Raw genomic sequence first — 18,964 nt, 5'->3', positions numbered from 1 at the left:
TTTGTATGATTGATGTTTATACTGTTTCTGTTGCCATCATGCCTAAAATAAATTTTAGGTAATGGACTGCCAATTGTTGTTCGAGCGATTCAAACTCTGCCAACTCTTTAGCATTTACACGATCACATTCATCAATCCATACTTCAGTACCATATGCTTTAGACTCCGTAACTTCACGCTTACTACGAGCCTCTTTATAGTCTTCTACACGTTTGTTTGCAAGTAAACTTGCTAATGCGTTATCACTATAATCGGCAATTGCTTCACGTACATCTTTATATAGATTGTCCATTAACTTACGTTCTTGCGTACGTAATAGTTTAATAGCACCCTCATTGATTTTATCGTTATCTGCTTGCCATTTTATGTTGCCAAGATCAACTAGGGTCGTTTCAATCCCTAAAGCTTTTTGCGAATGCTCGCAAGCTCTGTGCCACACACCTGTCACATTAATATATTGTGACATAAGATCTGAATGCGTATCACCCACCGATGGAATCATACCGCCAAATAGTGGTGTGCCAGATTTTTCATGCTCATCAAAAGCGGCGACTAATCTGCTGGCTTGTTTTTTGGCTAGTGCTACGGCTAGCTCTTCAATCATTTGTTTACGAGGAATCAACTTAGCAATGTTTTCACTGCGGTGATGATTCATTAATGCTACTGGCACAAAATAATAAAAGTCTTGACGAGAGTTATCCCAGTCTGACAATATTTTTTGCGTGACTTCAGAACCCGTACGGCGCAAGTGCTCTTGCAAGTGTTCAATCAATGCGTACTCTTGCTCTCTTGCCAATTTTACTTTTTCGGCAAGTGGTAAAGCGACAACCGAATCTTTTGAGCAACGATTAACAATTTCGCCAGTTGGGTCATACTGATAAGCGGTACCACCGCTCATACCATTACCAAAACCTTTACCATAACTACCAAGGTTTACAATCGAACCATTGGTCATGTATTCACAGCAAAAATCACCCACACCTTCAACAACCGCAACCGCACCCGAGTTACGGACACCAAAACGGTCGCCTGCTTGTCCTTCTACATACAGCTCACCACCCACGGCACCAAATAACGCAAAGTTACCCACCACAACGTTACGGTCGGCACTTACTGAATCCCAATGACGAGCAAAACCTGGGCTCTTAACCACGATACAACCGCCTGTTAAGGCTTTACCAACACCATCATTAACCACCCCTTTGTTAATTAGGGTAATACCTGATGTGTTAAAGGCACCAAAACTTTGCCCACCGGCGTTGTGAGTATAAATGGTAACACTGTCTTCTTCTAATACTCTTCGTCCATTTGCCAGTACTTTAATGGCTGGTTGTTCTGCCACTTGCTCATCGGTTAGTGTGTAGTTTAATAAACGCTCTACATCTACCGAGAATTGACCACCAACTGTTTTATTACGGTTGTTAAGTTTAGGACCTTTAATATTAATTTTGCGTGCTTTACCATTAATTAGCTTGTGCATAAAGCGGTCATAATAATAATCATCGACCTCAAAATTAGCCTCTAAGTAAATTGGCTTGTCTACTTTCACCACATCTACTTGACGTAGTAAACCAGTTGCATCAATTTGTCCAACCATTTCTGAATGATTAATTAAGTTAAGCAAATGGGTTTGTCCACGTATTTCGTCAAGTGAGCGATAACCAAGTTTCGCTAATATTTCACGTACCTCGTGCGCAAGGTTAATAAAGTATTGCGCTAAGGCTCTTGGATCACCTTCATATAACTCTGGGTTAGTAGTTAAACCTGCTGGGCATTTAACGTTACAGTTTTTAGCCATCACACATTTAAGCATCATGAGTGCGGTTGTACCAAACTCAAAGCTATCACCACCTAAAATGGCTGATTTAACCACATCTAAGCCAGTCTGATGGGCATTTGAGCAACGTAATACTACTTTGTCACGCAATCCATTTTCTGCTAAGGCTTGGTGTACTTCGGCAATACCAATATCTGCCACTCGACCTGAATGCTTAAGACTGGTTACCTGAGCTGCGCCTGTACCACCTGTGTTACCCGCGATGTTAATCACATCAGCACCAGCTTTAGCAACACCCACCGCAATCGTACCGACACCTTCAGAAGATACCAGCTTAACAATAACACGTACCCTTGCACATTTCGCATCATGAATTAGCTGAGCCAAATCTTCAATAGAATAGGTATCATGGTGCGGTGGTGGCGAAACAAGTTCCACCCCTGGTGTACCACTTCGGGCGGCCGCGATTTCAACATTAACCTTTTTGGCAGGCAACTGACCACCTTCACCTGGTTTTGCACCTTGCCCAATCTTAATCTCAATTTCTTCAAGCGATGGATCAGCAACATAACCTGTCCACACACCAAAACGACCAGAAGCAAACTGTTTAATTTTACTTGCTTTGATTGAGTTATAGCGGTAAGACTGTTCACCACCTTCACCTGAGTTACTTAACGCACCAGCAATATTGGCACCATGAGCAACCGCTTGGTGAGCACGCTCAACCAAGGCACCATGACTCATTGCCCCTGTTGAGAACACCTTGGTAATTTGATGCGCAGGCTGCACATCATCTAACGAAATGGCTTGATTGCTGGTTTGCAACAGTGCAAAAAAGTTTGCTGCATCACCCGTTACACTAATATTAATAGCTTGGTCGGCAACTTGAGCAGTAACTTGGTCACCAAACACCGCTTTGGCAGCTTGGGCAAACGCATCATAGTTTTTGTTAGCCAATGTTATTTGATAGTCTGCCTGAGCTTGGTCTAACTCTTGTGCACTAGTGGCTGTAATAGTTAAGCCTTGTACACTTAAATTGTTATTACCTTTGCTGCTATATTTTTTAAATAATGTTTCAAAGTCATCAGCTATTTTGGCATTGCTAGCATCAAAAGGCAGTACTAAAACATCACGTAAAGTTGCAGGGCGCTCATCACGCTCGGCATATACCTCTTCGGCAAAATGACGATACGCTGGGGTGATGCTATGTTTATCAATTTGTTCTGGCGTGCGTTTTTCATAGCCTAAATCGGTATAGCTAGTATCGTTTGGTAATAATGTCGCCTCTTCATTTTTGATAACTTCATCTGTATAGCTAAAGTCTTCTTCTGTCATGGCAACAAACTCACGCACGGCTGTTACACCAAAACCATGACCTGCACCATCTCCACGTTCTTTAAATAAGCCTAACAGTGGTATTTGCTCTTCTGTCTGAACTTCTTTAATTTTGTTGTGCCAATCTGTCGCACTTTTTGCAATTTCAGTAAAACTAGCACCGCCAAGTGGTGAACGAATACTTGGGAATACTTTAGCTAAGTACTCATCTTGCGTATCTAAGAAGTTGGCTTCAAAAAATTCACCGCCAATGTAGCTTTCTACCGTACACAGCCCAAATTTACCCATGGTTTTCATTAAGGCTTTTTCTACTGCTTTTTGGTAGTTATTTAAAGCTTTGGCAACCGCATCTGGTTGTTGATAAAGCTCTAATGCTCGGCTATAAACAGTAACTGGACATACCGCTGAGGCACCAAAGCCAAGGATACAAGCGATATCGTGCGTGCTAACCGCTTGCCCTGTTTCCATAACAATGTTGGTATAAAAACGCAGCCCTTTTGCAATAAGATGTTGGTTAACCGCTGACACCAATAAAATTGCTGGTATTGGTGCATGTTGCTTGCTGATATTAACATCAGACAAAACAATGATACCGTGCGGATTACCAGAAGGTTGATTTTTTGGATCAGCAAGTTGCGCCACTTGCTCACAAACTGAAGCAATTGCTGCTTTTAAGTTTTCTTGGTTTTTTGTTTCATCATCACTCGGCACATACAAAGCATCTAAGGTCTGAACACCAATCGCTTGGTCATCCCCTAGTGCTTTAATTTGCATTAGTTGCTGTGGCTGCAATATTGGCGATTCAATCATTAATTGTTTGGTTGAGCCATTGCTAAAGTTAGGTTTTGCACCTAATGCCACGCGCAACGTCATACCGTCTGCTTCACGGATACTATCTAATGAAGGGTTAGTGACCTGGGCAAAACGTTGACTAAAGTAACGAGACATACCACCTTCATTAGGTTCAATCCCCGCTGGTGCTAAGCCAAAGCCCATGGCTGATACTTTTTCTTTTGCCTCTGCCATCATCGGATCCAAGAAAAATCTAAAACTTTCTTGGTTTAATGAATAAGCAACATGACGAGCAGACAAACATAAATCAGTTGGTATGGCATAGTCACTTTGCTTAGCCTCGGGCAACTCATCAATATCAATTTTTGCCGCATCTAACAATTCTTGGTAATTTTGCTCGTTGGCTAATTCTTCTAAAATTTCATCCGAACGTAAAATTTGTTGGCTTGCATGGTCAAACATCACCATGCCACCTGCTTTAATACGCCCACGACCAACCACAGTACTTGGATCAAAGTCAATTTGACCAGCTTCACTCATAACAGCAAAATAATCATGTGTTTCAATCGAGCGAAGTGGACGCAAGCCTAGGCGGTCAAGCCTTGCGCCAACTTTAGTACCATCAAAGAAGATAATCGCAGCAGGTCCGTCATTTTTTTCTTCAGATAATGAAAAATACTCAAGCATTGCCCTAACTTTGGGGTTACTTTCTTTTGAGTAATTTATATCGTTTTCCCATGCTGGTGGCATCATCGCAACCAATGCTTTGTCGATGGTCATTTCATCTTCAATCATACGGCGTGCTAGGGTTTGATCAAGTCTAGCCGAATCTGACTGCCCTTTAGGGAACTTAAGCTCCTTACCACGTGATTTAGCAATCGCGGCAACACTCAACCTATTTTTCTTGTCGGTATTTAGCTCACCATTGTGTGCCATACGACGGAAAGGCTGTGCAAACAGTGGGTTTGGCGCTGTATTGGTTGAAAACCTTGTATGGAAGAATAAAGTATGAATTTTATGCTCTGGGTTAGTCAGGTCTTTAAAATATGGTACAACCTCCCAACTATTTAAACGCCCTTTATAAACTTGGCTTTTAGAGCTCATAGAAAGTGGGAACAAACCTGCCAAACTTTCATCATTTAATGATAGTGCTTCAATCTTTTTAAGCGCCAAGTGGATGACTTTTTCAAAATGTTCTTGAGAGTTTTCGCTTAACTCGATTGATTTTGGCTTAGCAAAAACGACTTGATGGATAACCAATTGCGATTTTTGCGCCGCAAGGTTTAATACTTCAGGGTTAGTTTCAACATCTCGCCACAATAGTATTTTTAAATCGTGTGCTTTTAAAACATCACGGATTGCTTGTTCTGAACGTTTGTGCTGAGTTTCATCTTTTGGGAAGAAAAAGTTACCGACCCCAAATTCACCGGCTTTTAAGTCTTCTATATCGGTAAGGTGGCGATAAAAATTTAAAGAAATATCAATATTAACACCCGCACCATCACCAACACCTTCAGCACTCATACCACCACGGTGTGGAATTTTGCATAACGCTTCATGAGCATGTTCTAACAACTCATGCGTTTGGATACTTTTTTTATTGGTAATAAAACCGACACCACAACTTGAATGTTCTAAGTCTTGGTCAAATAATTGTCTGGTCATAATGCTTTGATACCCTTTTAAGAAAACAGCAGACAAGTAATCCACTTGTCAGTCTGTTGATAAGATAAATCTAATACATGGCTGTTAGCTATGCAATTAAAAACAAACGTCATATATATAAAATATGTAACTGGCAATAAGCTAGTTAAAATAAGAATGACAAATATGAAAATCTTTTAAAAAAGACAGTCTAAAACGTTAAGTCTTAACATAAAAACTATATAAATTTACATAACCAACTTGTTTAAGTCCAATGACTTGTTGACTATATAGTATGCTTTTAGTGCTTTAAATAAACGGAGTAAAGTGCTAAATAACGCCCATATCAACACCCTATTTAATAAGTAACACTTTAAAGCTTGTAGAATACAACTTAACGATACGATTTTGCCGACCTTTCATAGTATTAGATGATAAAACAAAAATCCAGTCAAAAATAATTATGCTCAACATAACCATTTTGAATAAAAAAGTAATGAAATGCTATGCTTATTCATCCTCACTTACATTTTTCTGCAAGCTTTACTTATGAAGAGTGCTTATTACTCAACATCATCTGGATTAAACTGCTTTGGTTGAGAACCAACATTGGTTGAACTGTTGTTTGAGCTATTTGCTATTGCTGGCGCTGATTTTTTAGTTTCCTCTTTTTTAGCAACAGGCTTTGACTCATTATTTTTTACCGGTGTCTTTTTATTAGGCTCATTGGTTGGTTTCTGCGCATCAGCCTTTGTTTGTATATCGGCAGGTCTCACCGAGTCATTAAGGTTTGACTTTTCTTTTTGCGGCTGCACATCCTGAGCATTGTTACTACCATCAACCGTTTGAGAACCCTCGTTTGATGCGGAATTATTTTGCGCCTTTTCTAACTCATCACTTGCATCAGATGCCGCTAAGTCATTATTTTTTACATTACTAGGACTATTCGGTGCCGTCACCGTATTAACCACATCTGTGGGGTCTTTCATTTTCAATGTTGCTGTTCTTGCAGCGAGTTCTCGGTTAGTGGGTTTAAGGTTCACTTCCCTCGGCTGTTTGCTAGTAATCGCAACAATCGAATCAGCTCGCTCGTAGTTATCCACTTTACTAAGATAATTGCTAAACTTGATTGGTTTGGCAGTTACCCCTTTGGGTAATGAAAAATCAACTTTATCAAACAAATTGTTAATTTTTTCTTCGGTACCCATTACGCCATATACTAGCAAGTAGCGGGTTTGTTTAAAGTCATCAATATAACGAAAATAAGCAAAATCGCTTCTATCTTCTCTGGTTTCTAAATAATCTTTAATAATATTGTGGTCACTCACATTCATGACCTGAATCGTCCACTTACCTTGTCGTGTAATCAAATACTTTTTATCTTTAAATTCGGCAGGATAATTACGCATATCCATGATGATATCATCAAAGCTGATTGGTGCGACACTGCTTTGGAGTTCATCTAAATTGGTAATTTGACGCGTCAATGATATTTCATTGAGCAAGCTACTTTCTACTTCTGTTTGCTCAGCTTGCGTTTCATCTTCTTCGCTTTCTACTGCCGACGCCGACGCACTAAAAATCCACAAGGTAAATGTCAATAAGGTTACAATCAAAGTGGCAATTAACCATACAGAGGCCAATCCACGTTTGTTATGAACGTTGCGTTTTGATTGAGTTTGCGACATCTTCACTTACCTACTTTATCACTGACTAGTTTTAAAATTTTGGCTAATTTTATCGTTTAAACCGTATCAAATTAGCTGATTTTCATTCAATTAAAACAAAATTTTAACCACTTATCTATTATAACGGGATTAGCCCTAATATGGCATTTTTTAGCTTTATATTAACCAACAATTAATGAGAGCTTAAAACCTCTACCAGTTTATCTTGACTAAAATCTTTCGTTACAACGGCCTCTCCAATTGATTTTAATAAAACCAACCTAATATTGCCAGACATGGTTTTTTTATCGTGGTGCATCAGCTCTAATGCCGTTTGTACCTCAATTTCTGGTGGCATGGTCGGCAAATTTAATTGCTGCGTAATGTTAATAATGCGTTTAACATCATCCTCACTTAACCAGCCTTGTGAGTGTGATAATTTTGCCGCTTGAACCATCCCTGCCGCTACCGCTTCACCATGCAGCCAGTTGCCATAACCTTGGTGTGTTTCTATAACATGCCCAAAGGTGTGCCCAAAATTTAAAATTGCGCGTTTACCGGATTCTCGCTCATCTTCTGCCACTATTTGCGCTTTTAGTTCACAACAACGTTTAACAATATAACTTAACGCACTGTATTCAAGCGACATAATCGCATCAATATTGGCTTCTATCCATGTTAAAAATGGCGCATCCATGATAAAAGCATATTTAATGACCTCCGCCATACCTGCCGAAAACTCTCGTGCAGGGAGTGTGGATAAACTTTGCATATCGGCTAAAACATAACCCGGCTGCCAAAACGCCCCTATCATATTTTTACCAAGTGCATGGTTAATACCTGTTTTGCCACCCACACTTGAGTCCACCTGAGAAAGCAGCGTTGTTGGTACTTGGATAAAATTCACCCCACGCATAAAGCTTGCTGCTGCAAACCCTGTCATGTCACCAATGACACCACCTCCAAGGGCAATTAGGGTAGCATCACGGTTAAAGTGATGTCCCATTAACTGGTCATATATTTTATTAATGCTGTCTTGGTTTTTAAACTGCTCTCCGTCGGGCAGTTCACAAACAACCACTTTATAGTGTTGCTCTAACGCTTGTTTTAATTGCGCTAAATACAAAGGTGCAACAACATCATTAGTAACAATCAATACTTGGCTGCCTTTTATGTAGGATTGCAACGTTTGGTATAACTGTTGGGGATCGTTAATTAATCCTTGAGTGATGTTAATTAAGTAATCATGACTGGCAGTATTTACGGTAATTGTTTGTGGTTTCATCATAATTTTTTCTGGTTGATTGGTATAAATTTTATTTGATTGTTAACAAGATAAAAACCGATAGCGTAATTTTTTTAAGTGGTTGCGTTATCTTGTATATCAAACTCATAACCAAGTTTATACAAGGCTTCAATAATTTCTGCAACCATTTGCTTGGGGTAAGTATGCCCTGTGATTACCTCAACATCTGCAAGTTGTTGATAGTAAGGGTGACGGTGCGTATACAAGCGATGCAGTACTTGCCTTGGGCTTGGGTTTTTAAGCAAGGGACGGTTTTTGTCTTTACGGGTTCTTTCTACTTGCACATCAACACTGGCATTAAGATAAACGACCAAACCACGCTCTTGCAACATTTTACGGTTTTGTTTGCGCATCACCGCGCCACCGCCTGTTGCCAATACCAAGTTTGGTAATTTGGTTAATTCGTCTAGTGCGCTGGTTTCTCTTTGTCTAAAGCCTTCTTCGCCTTCTTTTTCAAAAATCCAAGGAATGTCTGCACCAGTGCATTCTTGGATATACCAGTCACTGTCTATAAATTTTCGCCCAAGCTTTTTTGCAAGTAGTTTACCAATTGTGGTTTTGCCCGCTCCCATTGGTCCAACAAAAAATATGGAATCAAGTGGTTTGCCCATAAATCATTCTTACTTTTAATACAATGCATCTATGATAGCGGTTATCTGGATTGCTTACCAGTTTTTATGTGGAATATCGAGTAAAGTAGATTAAAAATAACAGAAGTTAGGTTAACATCTCATGTTACATTAAGTTATTTACTTACTGCTATTTACTGACTGTTATCTACTTAGTATGACCAACCAACTTAGGGGTAACAAAAATAAGCAACTCCTCTTTTTGGTTGCTGCGTAGTTTTTGTTTAAACAAATTACCGATAACCGGCACATCTCCTAATACGGGGACTTTGTTTTCGGCATTAGAAATCGCATTGCGATATACGCCACCAAGCACTACCGTTTGACCATTTTTTACAATGACATTTGTTGAAATGCTGTTGGTATCAATCGCATATTCCCCTGTTGCTAATTGACGAGGGGCATCATTATTAATATTTAATTGCATACCAATGTTACCATCTGGTGTAATACTTGGCGTGACTTCAAGGCTTAAAGCGGCTTCAATAAACCTTGTGGCAGTCACACCATTTGAAACCGACTCTTGATACGGTATTTGTGTGCCAGAAACCACTTTTGCCGTTTGTTTATCACCCGTTAAAATTTTGGGTGTAGAAATTACTTCGCCACGCCCTTCTGCTTGCATGGCAGACAGCTCTAAATCAATCATGATATCTGATAAATTGATAAGACCAAAAGCAATACGCCCAGCGGCATTATCTATCCCCAAATCAACGTTTAAATTATTGGGTCGGCTAATATCATAGCCTCTATAACTGCTGGCATCATTATCACGTAAGTCCCATAAGGTTTGCTGGCTACCTCCAATCAATAAGTCATTATTATTAGCCACTGTATTTGACAAAATACCCCAATTAACGCCCAGTTCTCGACTAAAAGAATCTGACGCACTCACAATTCTTGCTTCTATCATGACTTGCTCAACTTGAATGTCAATACGGCTGATTAATCCTTTAATATTTTCAATACTGGCGGCTGTATCTTTAATAATTAACATATTTGTTCGTTCATCAATCGTGACTGTGCCTCGGGGTGATAATAAGCTGGGACTTGCTATGCCAACTAAATTATTGACTAATGTAGGCGTTGATGAAGCATTGGCAGAGTTAGCATAAGTAGGGCTAACAGTAGTGGGTATATAGGGATTTTTTTGATTATTTAATTGCCGTTCTTTAATAATTTTTTGAACATCTTTTACACTGGCATAATTTAAACGAATATATTCTGTATGCAATGGAGAAAAACGCCCTAGCCTTTGTGCTGCTTCATCAGATGGCGTTATCATCAACACTTGGTTTTCTTCTCGCATTATTAGGTTTTGTGTTTGCAAAATAACATCCAATACCTGATCCCAAGGGACATTCATTAACCTAAGTGTCATTGTTCCTGTTACAGAATCGCTGGTTACAATGTTAAGCCCTGTCACTTGCGCTAAAACGTCTAACACATTACGAATTGGCACATCCTGAAATGCCATTGATATCGGTTTACCTTGATATGTTTTCTCTGGCCGGTTAACTAAATTTTGCGCTGTTTGTGTATCCTCATTAATTGCACTAACGTTGCTTAATTTGTTGGGTTTATTAGCATTCGATAGATTAATTGCTTCGGTAGTTTCATCAATTAAACCATTTAAATGGTTACTAGGAGGCTGCACAATATCTTGCAAAAGCTCAGCTGTGATGAGTTTTGTTTCTATCATTTCACCATTTAGTACTATTTGCTCGGCTTGTGTACCATTTATCACTGCCACACTCATACACATTACTAAAGGCAGTCGTTTCACCTTATCCCATCTTTTATCCATTTTTTTATTCACATTCCTTGTCAAAACTACTCAGCTTTTTATTAACTTGTTATCACCCTATTTGCTCTTTTATATCCATAAAAACATCATTTAAATCGTTCAAACAATTTTCAAATAATCAAAGTTATTTGACTGGTAAAAATAGCGTTTGTTTAATTTTTTTAACTTTGTTTCCGTCCCAAATACTTTGCTCAATTTGTAAAAAATTTTGTGAAATTTCTGTCACCTTGCCAAGATTATTCCCTACATAGTCTCCTTTTTTAACAGTAATCAACTGTTTATTAGGCAATTCAATCAACCCAAGTGTTTCGGCTTGCGGTGTAATAACAATACCTTTAAACACAAAGCCATTAAAATTAAAGGCTACTAACGCTTCTCCGCTTTTTGTAACCGCAGAAGAAGCGACTGATGTGGGTTCTTGCTTGACCATAGGTTTGGGCACTAAATTTGTTTTACGACTAATGTCGGACTCAACTTTGCTTTTGTTTAAGTTTGTTGTTCGTTGCTTATCACTTTGGTTTACATCAGTAGTTGTATTTTTAACTTGGTTAGTGCTCGCTTGATAAAACAATTGAGTATTAACCACTGGTTGATAATAGTTGTTAGGATAGCTACGAATTTTTGGTAGTGGCTCAATCGTTTGTGTTGAATTGGTTGATTGAATTTTTTCAATTTCTTGTTTGGCAACTGCCACTTTATCACCACAGCCAGCCTGTAATAAACACCCTATAGTCAAAACCAGCACGCCAAAATTAAAATTATTTCTCATTTTGGCTTTCTCCATGGTTATTACTGCTGCTGTTAACCATTGGTTGGTCATTAGCATCTTGCACACTGGCATCTATATTATCTTTAACATCCACTTTGGCTTGATAGGCATTTAGTTGTAAAGACAATTGAAGCGGTTTTTCCTGTGCACTTGTTTTGTTTTGATTAGGCGTTAAACTAAAATCGTGCACGGTGACAATTCTTGTCATATTAACTAATTGACTTAAAAAACTGCCTAAGTCATTGTAATCGCCAATCACTTCTATTTTTATAGGTTCTTCAATATAATTTTTTTGTTCGATTGCCTGTCCAATCGCAATGTCCATAATCTCAACATTACTCGACACACTTAATTGACTAATTTGGTCTATAAGATTTGATGACAAAGAGGGTTGGTGACTATCTGGCAATTGCATTTGCAACCTTTGGTTGCTGGCATCAAGCATGGTTAGCTGTTTGTTATATTCATTTAAATAGCGTGTCTGAAACGCCTTTTGCTTATATGTGTCTAACAAAACCGCTTTACGTGCCTCTGCAATTTTAATTTCGTCTTTTTTACTACTGATGGGGAACATCCAAATCAGTGCTAAAATAATGGCAATAATCAACGCATGTACCATGCTTTTTATTGGTAACGACCAGCTGCCATAATTTTGCATATCAAGCGTTTGTATGTCTCGCCAAAACTGCCTAAACTTTTTAGGCATCGTCAGTTGATGACGCTCACTTACATAAAAATCTCGACTGGAATTTGTCCTCTGTTTATCTGCTTTATTTTTACGAGAAAATCTCATGGCTGTTCTCCCACGTCCATGCTTTGCTCGTCATCTACCTCGATTCCATCTCGCTGCTGCGCAACCACTTCAAATCGATTAAATTTAGTACCCGTATTTGATTGTTGAATATTTTTCACAATTGCGGTATCAATGACGGGGCTGGTTTTTAAACGTTTGACAAAAATAGCCAAGTCATTTGAGGCATTTTTACGCGCGACCATACCCGTAAACGTTAATATATCACCATCTTGATTAAGACGAGTTAAGTACACCCCTGTTGGCACTGACTTTGCCACATCTTCCCATAAAGTGACGATCTGTGTCCTACGTGTTTGTAAGGCATCGATTACCTGAATACGCTGGCTCATCACCTGTTTGACGTTTTTTATTTTTGCCACTGAGCCAAGCTGACTATCCAAGGCTTGTGTTTGGATTAAAATATATTGGTTTGCAGCTTGCTGTTGAATAAGTTGTTGGTTAAAAAATTGCCAAATACCCAAACCTAGGAGGAGTGCTAACAAAGCTGTCAAAACCAGTTGTTTTAAAAAACGTTGATTGTTTTGTTGTTTTTGCTGCGCTCGCCAAGGGAGTAAATTAATTTTAACCATTAATCAAAACTCCTCATTGCCAAGCCACAAGCAAGCATCAAACTGGGCGCATCTTGTGCTAGCTGAGTAGGATTAATATGAGGAGAAACACCCATATTATTAAAAGGATTGGTAATATTCACTTTGATTTGATTTTCAAAAGCGATATTTGCATCAATTAAAGACTTCGGTAATGCTTGTTGCAGGTCCTGCATAATCAAGGGATTAATCCCACCACATAAAAATAAATGTTTAATCCCATCTATCATTAAATGACTGGATTGGGTAGAACGATAAAATAATAAAGCACGCCTAATTTCTTCTGTCAGTTTACTAACCACGACTTTATCGCCCGATGGACTGAAATCACTAGCGTTGAGGTCAATTGCTTGTTCTTTGTTATAAATGATTTCTTTATCATTAAACACATAAACCGTCAGCTGTTGATGTCCTATATCAATCATCACCCTATTGTCATCGAACGTATCAACGCCAACATTTACAGCCAAAGAGAAGGCTCTTTGCATAGCATAGCATTCGATATCAATCACTTTTGCCTCTAACCCTGCAAATATTAACGCATCTGCTCTTAAATCCACATTTTCTGTTAGCGATACTGCAAGCAGTACTTTGTCATCATTTGGGTTTTGTGGTGATTGATCAATGACATCAAAGTCAAAATTAACTTCTGATAATGGATAAGGAATATGTTTGTCTGCCTCAAGGCGAATTTGCGCTTCTCGTTCTATATCATTGAGCTTTGAGTCAAGCTCAATCACTTTTGTCATCACGACTGAGCCAACAACTGCTGCCGCTGCCTGTGTACTAATAAATTTGGTTTTGTTAAGCGCTGTAACAATGACTTGACCAACTGCCTCAGCATCTGTGATCGTTCTGTCAATCACTAACCCTGTTGGCATTGGTTCTATGGCATAGGCTTGTAGAAATAAGCCTTGAGATTTGCGTACCAGCTCAACAATCTTAACTTGTGCCGAACCAATATCTATTCCTAAAAGCTGCTGTTTTTTATTAAAAAACAGAGAAAACACACTCACTTTTCATCCCTAAAAATGCTTAAAATCCTTGTTAAAACCACCTTACGTTAATTAAAGCAAAGATTCAAGTTAATCGTATTTAATTAAAGATTTTTTTATAATTCATGTAATTTATGCTATGCAACCTAACTATTCATCGTATAATGATGTTCAATACCTTTTTATATCTTGCTTGATTTTTAATAAAAATATGTCTTCATCTTCTATTACAGCCAAATTAAGTTTCTTTATTTTTAAGCTTTTACTTGCTTTTATTGCGTTCATTATCGTCTTGGCTTTAGCCTTACCCGTTGGGTTTTATGGCATGGCATTATATCTTGAGCCAACCTTGCCAAGTGTTAATCAAATAAAAACTGCCGACTTTGAAATGCCGCTGCAAATTTATAGCCATGATGAAAAACTAATTGGTTTGTATGGCAACCGCATGTCGATGCCTGTCACTCGTGCAGAAATCCCTGAAACCATGATTCAGGCGTTTATGTCAGCTGAAGACTCCGCATTTTATGAACATACAGGTATTAGTGTAAAAGGTTTAGGGCGCGCCCTTACCGAAGCCGCAACCGGTGATGAGTCACAAACAGGTGGCTCTACCATCACCATGCAGGTAGCAAAAAACTATTTCTTATCGTCTGAAAGAACTTTAAACCGCAAGCTGACTGAACTATTTATTGCCCGTAAAATTGAGCAAGAACTTAGCAAAGATGAAATTATGACACTCTATGTTAATAAGATTTATCTTGGTGAAGGGGCTTATGGTATTAAAGCTGCGGCACGTAAGTATTACAGCAAAACATTAGACAGGTTAACCATAGCAGAAACCGCCATGATTGCAGGGCTACCAAAAGCACCCTCTGCTTATAACCCGGTTAAAAATCCAGAACGCGCATTGAGCCGACGCAACTGGATATTAAAACGCATGCAACAGCTTGGCTACATTAATAATGAGCAATATGAACAAGCCATAGCTGAACCAATTGGGCTAAAATTATACGCCGAACAGGTTGATACCCGTATGCCATATTTAACCGAAATGGCACGCATCAAGTTAATCAATCAATATGGTCCTCGTGTCATGAACAGTGGCTGGAGAGTACGCTTAACCATAGACAGTGATTCACAAAAAAATGCAGATAAAGTCGTTAAAAGACACCTGATCCGTTATGATCGCTTGCATGGCTGGCGCGGTGCATTAGGCAATGTGGCAGATGGCAAAACAAAATTAGAAAACTTTCGTGTCGTTGCGGGTATGTACCCAGCTAAAGTGACAAAAGTATCCAATAGTAGTTTTCAGGCAGAGCTTGAAGACGGAACTCAAGCAACCGTGCTTTGGTCTGGTATGCGATGGGCTCGTGAATATATCAGTGCAAATAAAGTTAAACGATCGCCTTCTCGACCATCGCAAATTGTAAAAGTTGGTGATATTGTTCGTTTAAAACCAAATGCTAATAATGTCAACAGTAAGTACTGGCGACTGGTTCAAATACCCGAGGTAGAAGCCAGCTTAGTATCATTGAATCCGGAAACTGGTGCCGTTATTGCTCTTGTGGGTGGCTTTGATTACTATCACAGCAAATTTAACCGTGCAACTGATGGCTGGCGACAACCAGGATCAACCATCAAACCTCTGGTTTATTCTGCTGCGTTAGAAAAAGGCTATACCCCAAATACGTTAGTATCAGATAACAAGCTGACCATTGACGGTTGGACACCTAGAAACTCCGACGGTCGTTATCTTGGAGAAATGCCGCTACGTCAGGGACTATATTTATCACGTAACCTTGTATCTATTAGAGTGCTGCGCTCTGTTGGTATTTCCAACGCAAGACAACTGTTAGATAAATTTGGATTAGACCAAAATAAAATGCCTGCCACCTTGTCACTTGCACTTGGTGCTGGGCAAGCTTCTCCACTTCAAATGGCAACGGCCTACTCAACTTTTGCCAATGGTGGACACCGTATTCAACCTTATTTTATTGAGCAAATTTACAACTTTGATCATGAGTTGCTGTATCAAGCAAACCCTGCCAGAGCTTGTGCAAGCTGTTTTAATAAAACCATTGTGAATGATAATGCAAAACCAAAAGGTGTTAGCAAGCAAGCCAACCAAAATCGCAAAAAACAAGATGATAAAGTGCAAGAGGTTTCAAAAGAAACCGCAACTGACAACCATAATGCGAGCGCCGCTGATGACCGCATGAAGGTGATACAAGCCAACCGAGAACGTGCAGAACAAGCACCCCGTATTATCTCTGCTGATACAGCGGCAAACATGTCAAGTATTTTGAGAGATGTTATTCAGGTGGGTACTGCCAAAAGAGCTCAAGCACTCGGGCGTATGGATATTGGTGGCAAAACAGGGACAACCAACAACTTTAGAGATGCCTGGTTTGCTGGCTATCAGCCGACTGTGGCAACCGTTGTATGGATGGGATTTGATCAACCCTCAACACTGGGTAATAAGGGCTATGGTGGTAAACTTGCTTTACCAATTTGGGTAGACTTTATGCGTAATCAACTAAGTGGCGTTCCTTATCAATGGGTCGCACCCAAAAACCAGGCTGATTCTGAGGTGCAAAAATCCAACCGTGTTAATTTAACCGAAGAGGGTCCAAAGGTTGAATACGCGAATAATAAAAAACAAAATCCAACTGACAGTGCTGACCCTAGTGCCCCTCAAGGTATAAAACCTTTTGTGCCACCAGCACCAGCACCAGCACCAGCACCAGCACCAGCACCAGCACCAGAGAATAAACCGTCTGGCAGTGTAGAAAAGCCGAATAATAACAAAGGTAATGAAAGTGTTGCCACCCCAGTAGCAGAAACAGAAACTCTGCCACCCCAATAAAGAACTAGGCTGGCGTTAGTGCTAATAAACGTTAAGGGTATGATTTATATTTTAAACGTTTAACACTCTCTTTGTGTTAAACGTTCTCGTTAACCGCTTGCCAAATACGCTTTGCAACTTGCTCTGCTGTGCCACTTGCACTAATACGTTTGAATCTTTCAGGTTCGTTTTTTGCTAAGTATTGATACCCTTGGTGTACACGCTCAAAAAAATCAACAGCTTCTTGCTCAAACCTATCAGCCGCACTACGTTTACCAGCACGCTCAATACCTTCTTTAACGGGTAAATCTAACCACAAAGTTAAATCAGGCATTTTTTCTACAAAGTCTGCCGTTAATTGCTTTACTTTTGCTTGCATTGCAATAGCATGATTTTCGTTATCACTGCTACGCCCAAACCCTTGATAAGCAAAACTTGAATCTACAAATCTATCACAAATCACCCATTTACCAGCTTTTAATGCAGGCAAAATAACGTTAGCTAAATGGTCACTGCGTGCTGCAAAAATCAACAAAAGCTCAGTATCTTCATTAATTTGTGTTGCTGGGCTTAGCAAGATATCCCTTAGCTTTTCTGCAAAATCACTGCCGCCTGGCTCACGTGTGTGCACATACTCAATGCCTGCGTCTTCCAGCTTTTGACACAAGTTATTGATTGCAGTTGTTTTACCAACACCTTCTGTCCCTTCAAAACTGATAAAACGCCCGGTTAAGTTATTCATACTTATTAGCTCATGTTTAAAATTATTTGTTTTTATTTTGCATAACCTTCAAATACTCTTTTACCGCTTGGTTATGCGCTGCAAGAGTATTGCTAAACTTATGCCCGCCATCACCCGTTGCTACAAAATACAATGCTTTTGTATCCGCTGGGTTAAGTGCTGCCTGAATTGCCGCTTTTGAGGGCAAAGCTATTGGCGTTGGTGGCAAACCATCAATTTGATACGTGTTATACGCTGTTTTTTCATTAATATCGGCACGTTTAATATCACCATCATAGCGTTCACCTAGCCCATAGATAATAGTGGGATCAGTTTGTAAACGCATCCCTATTTTTAAACGATTGACAAACACACCCGCTATTTTTTGCCTTTCTTCGGCTAAGCCTGTTTCTTTTTCTATGATAGAGGCCATAATTAAAGCTTCATAGGGTGTTTTATAGGGTAAATCTTTCTTTCTATTTTGCCATGCTTCATCTAAGTTTTTTTGCTGATGCTGGTATAATTTTAACAAGATTTGCTTATCGCTTGTACCCTCACTAAAAAAATATGTATCTGGTGCAAACCAGCCTTCTAAGTTTTGTTCAAACTTGCCAGTTGGGGTCGTTGGGGTAACACCTAAAGCAGACTTAATATGCTCAAGATTATCTAAAACCTCAATTTTTAGCCCCTTCGTAGCTTTTAGCTTTTTATATAAATCTTTGCTTGTTTTGCCTTCAATAATTTGCACTTTAACCACTGCCGCATTTGAACCTTGAGATAAAATACTCATCGCTCTAAAAAAGCTAGGATTTTTTGGCAACTGGTAGGTTCCTGCATGTAAAGTATCCTTTGTCTTTAGGTTAACAAACAGCTTGCCCAACGTGTTAGAAAACAATGGCACTTGTTTTTGCCAATGCGCCATCACACCATAATAAGTTTGTCCCTCTTGCACTTCAAACATTTGTTTATTTTGCTCAATGCCCACAAATAATGTTTGATAAACCAAAACACCCACATACATAAGCCCAGCAAAAACAGCGAATCTAAATTGTTTCGCATATTTTTGCAAAAAATAAAACTTTTTAACTACAGAATGAACACTATCCGCCTTGTTTGGCAGTGATGTTTGTTTGTTGTTGGTCATTTGTGGTTCTTTTTTTTCAACCACTGAGTCAGCCGTTGATTCATTTGGTCTATCAGAGTCTATCGATGTTTGGTTGCTTGGTTTTTTGGTATGTTTCATAATTTAAAAAAAGTTTACGATAATTATCGTAGA

General features: G+C 39.2%; 12 protein-coding genes. 1 reads left to right on the top strand and 11 read right to left on the bottom strand.

The features are described 5' to 3' along the window. Positions 1-16: 16 nt before the first annotated feature. The 9 genes from VH441_RS08555 to pilM form a co-directional block, all read right to left on the bottom strand. The gene (locus VH441_RS08555; protein ID WP_434353225.1) at positions 17-5,569 is read right to left on the bottom strand and encodes a glutamate synthase-related protein; all 5,553 of its coding nucleotides are present in this window, start codon (positions 5,567-5,569) and stop codon (positions 17-19) included. A 542-nt stretch (positions 5,570-6,111) separates the two neighbouring features. Continuing rightward, positions 6,112-7,236 carry a hypothetical protein gene (locus VH441_RS08550; protein WP_434353224.1) on the bottom strand — a complete coding sequence of 375 codons (1,125 nt, stop codon included), beginning with the start codon at positions 7,234-7,236 and terminating at the stop codon, positions 6,112-6,114. 172 nt (positions 7,237-7,408) lie between these two features. Continuing rightward, entirely contained in the window at positions 7,409-8,500 is a 1,092-nt protein-coding gene (aroB, locus tag VH441_RS08545) for a 3-dehydroquinate synthase (protein WP_434354390.1), read from the bottom strand. A 74-nt stretch (positions 8,501-8,574) separates the two neighbouring features. Then, positions 8,575-9,132: a shikimate kinase AroK gene (gene aroK, locus VH441_RS08540; RefSeq protein WP_434353223.1), complete on the bottom strand. Its 558-nt coding sequence runs from the start codon at positions 9,130-9,132 to the stop codon at positions 8,575-8,577. 166 nt (positions 9,133-9,298) lie between these two features. Beyond that, the gene (locus VH441_RS08535) at positions 9,299-10,957 is read right to left on the bottom strand and encodes a type IV pilus secretin PilQ (RefSeq protein ID WP_434353222.1); all 1,659 of its coding nucleotides are present in this window, start codon (positions 10,955-10,957) and stop codon (positions 9,299-9,301) included. A 124-nt stretch (positions 10,958-11,081) separates the two neighbouring features. Further along, entirely contained in the window at positions 11,082-11,726 is a 645-nt protein-coding gene (locus VH441_RS08530) for a pilus assembly protein PilP (protein ID WP_434353221.1), read from the bottom strand. After that, positions 11,716-12,519: a type 4a pilus biogenesis protein PilO gene (locus VH441_RS08525; protein WP_434353220.1), complete on the bottom strand. Its 804-nt coding sequence runs from the start codon at positions 12,517-12,519 to the stop codon at positions 11,716-11,718. The genes VH441_RS08530 and VH441_RS08525 overlap by 11 nt, the downstream gene beginning before the upstream one ends. Further along, complete coding sequence (locus VH441_RS08520; RefSeq protein ID WP_434353219.1) at positions 12,516-13,109, bottom strand: PilN domain-containing protein; 594 nt, start codon at positions 13,107-13,109, stop codon at positions 12,516-12,518. Before VH441_RS08520 ends, VH441_RS08525 begins: the two co-directional genes overlap by 4 nt. Further along, a complete protein-coding gene (pilM, locus tag VH441_RS08515) occupies positions 13,109-14,143 on the bottom strand; it encodes a type IV pilus assembly protein PilM (protein ID WP_434353218.1) in 1,035 nt (344 codons plus the stop codon). Before pilM ends, VH441_RS08520 begins: the two co-directional genes overlap by 1 nt. Before the next feature lie 190 nt (positions 14,144-14,333). Here pilM and VH441_RS08510 point away from each other — a divergent pair, with 190 nt between their 5' ends. Next, positions 14,334-16,988, top strand: a complete 2,655-nt coding sequence (locus VH441_RS08510) for a penicillin-binding protein 1A (protein ID WP_434353217.1) — start codon at positions 14,334-14,336, stop codon at positions 16,986-16,988. 76 nt (positions 16,989-17,064) lie between these two features. On the opposite strand, the gene tmk is transcribed toward VH441_RS08510, so the two are convergent. Then, positions 17,065-17,709, bottom strand: a complete 645-nt coding sequence (gene tmk / locus VH441_RS08505) for a dTMP kinase (RefSeq protein WP_434353216.1) — start codon at positions 17,707-17,709, stop codon at positions 17,065-17,067. Positions 17,710-17,731: 22 nt separating this feature from the next. Beyond that, positions 17,732-18,931, bottom strand: coding sequence for an endolytic transglycosylase MltG (mltG, locus tag VH441_RS08500; protein WP_434353215.1), 1,200 nt, complete (start codon positions 18,929-18,931; stop codon positions 17,732-17,734). Between the last annotated feature and the right edge of the window lie 33 nt (positions 18,932-18,964).

The organism is Psychrobacter sp. HD31, assembly GCF_051097895.1.
GTDB lineage: Bacteria > Pseudomonadota > Gammaproteobacteria > Pseudomonadales > Moraxellaceae > Psychrobacter.
Note: the sequence above shows the minus strand (reverse complement) of the source record. Positions and strands in the feature narration are given on the sequence as shown.

Excerpts from the sequence above, each read along its gene's own strand:
- VH441_RS08535 (WP_434353222.1), bottom strand. The coding sequence starts at position 10,957 with ATGGATAAAAGATGGGATAAGGTGAAACGACTGCCTTTAGTAATGTGT.
- tmk (WP_434353216.1), bottom strand. The coding sequence starts at position 17,709 with ATGAATAACTTAACCGGGCGTTTTATCAGTTTTGAAGGGACAGAAGGT.
- VH441_RS08530 (WP_434353221.1), bottom strand. The coding sequence starts at position 11,726 with ATGAGAAATAATTTTAATTTTGGCGTGCTGGTTTTGACTATAGGGTGT.
- mltG (WP_434353215.1), bottom strand. The coding sequence starts at position 18,931 with ATGAAACATACCAAAAAACCAAGCAACCAAACATCGATAGACTCTGAT.
- VH441_RS08550 (WP_434353224.1), bottom strand. The coding sequence starts at position 7,236 with ATGTCGCAAACTCAATCAAAACGCAACGTTCATAACAAACGTGGATTG.
- VH441_RS08555 (WP_434353225.1), bottom strand. The coding sequence starts at position 5,569 with ATGACCAGACAATTATTTGACCAAGACTTAGAACATTCAAGTTGTGGT.
- VH441_RS08510 (WP_434353217.1), top strand. The coding sequence starts at position 14,334 with ATGTCTTCATCTTCTATTACAGCCAAATTAAGTTTCTTTATTTTTAAG.
- VH441_RS08525 (WP_434353220.1), bottom strand. The coding sequence starts at position 12,519 with ATGAGATTTTCTCGTAAAAATAAAGCAGATAAACAGAGGACAAATTCC.
- aroK (WP_434353223.1), bottom strand. The coding sequence starts at position 9,132 with ATGGGCAAACCACTTGATTCCATATTTTTTGTTGGACCAATGGGAGCG.
- aroB (WP_434354390.1), bottom strand. The coding sequence starts at position 8,500 with ATGAAACCACAAACAATTACCGTAAATACTGCCAGTCATGATTACTTA.
- VH441_RS08520 (WP_434353219.1), bottom strand. The coding sequence starts at position 13,109 with ATGGTTAAAATTAATTTACTCCCTTGGCGAGCGCAGCAAAAACAACAA.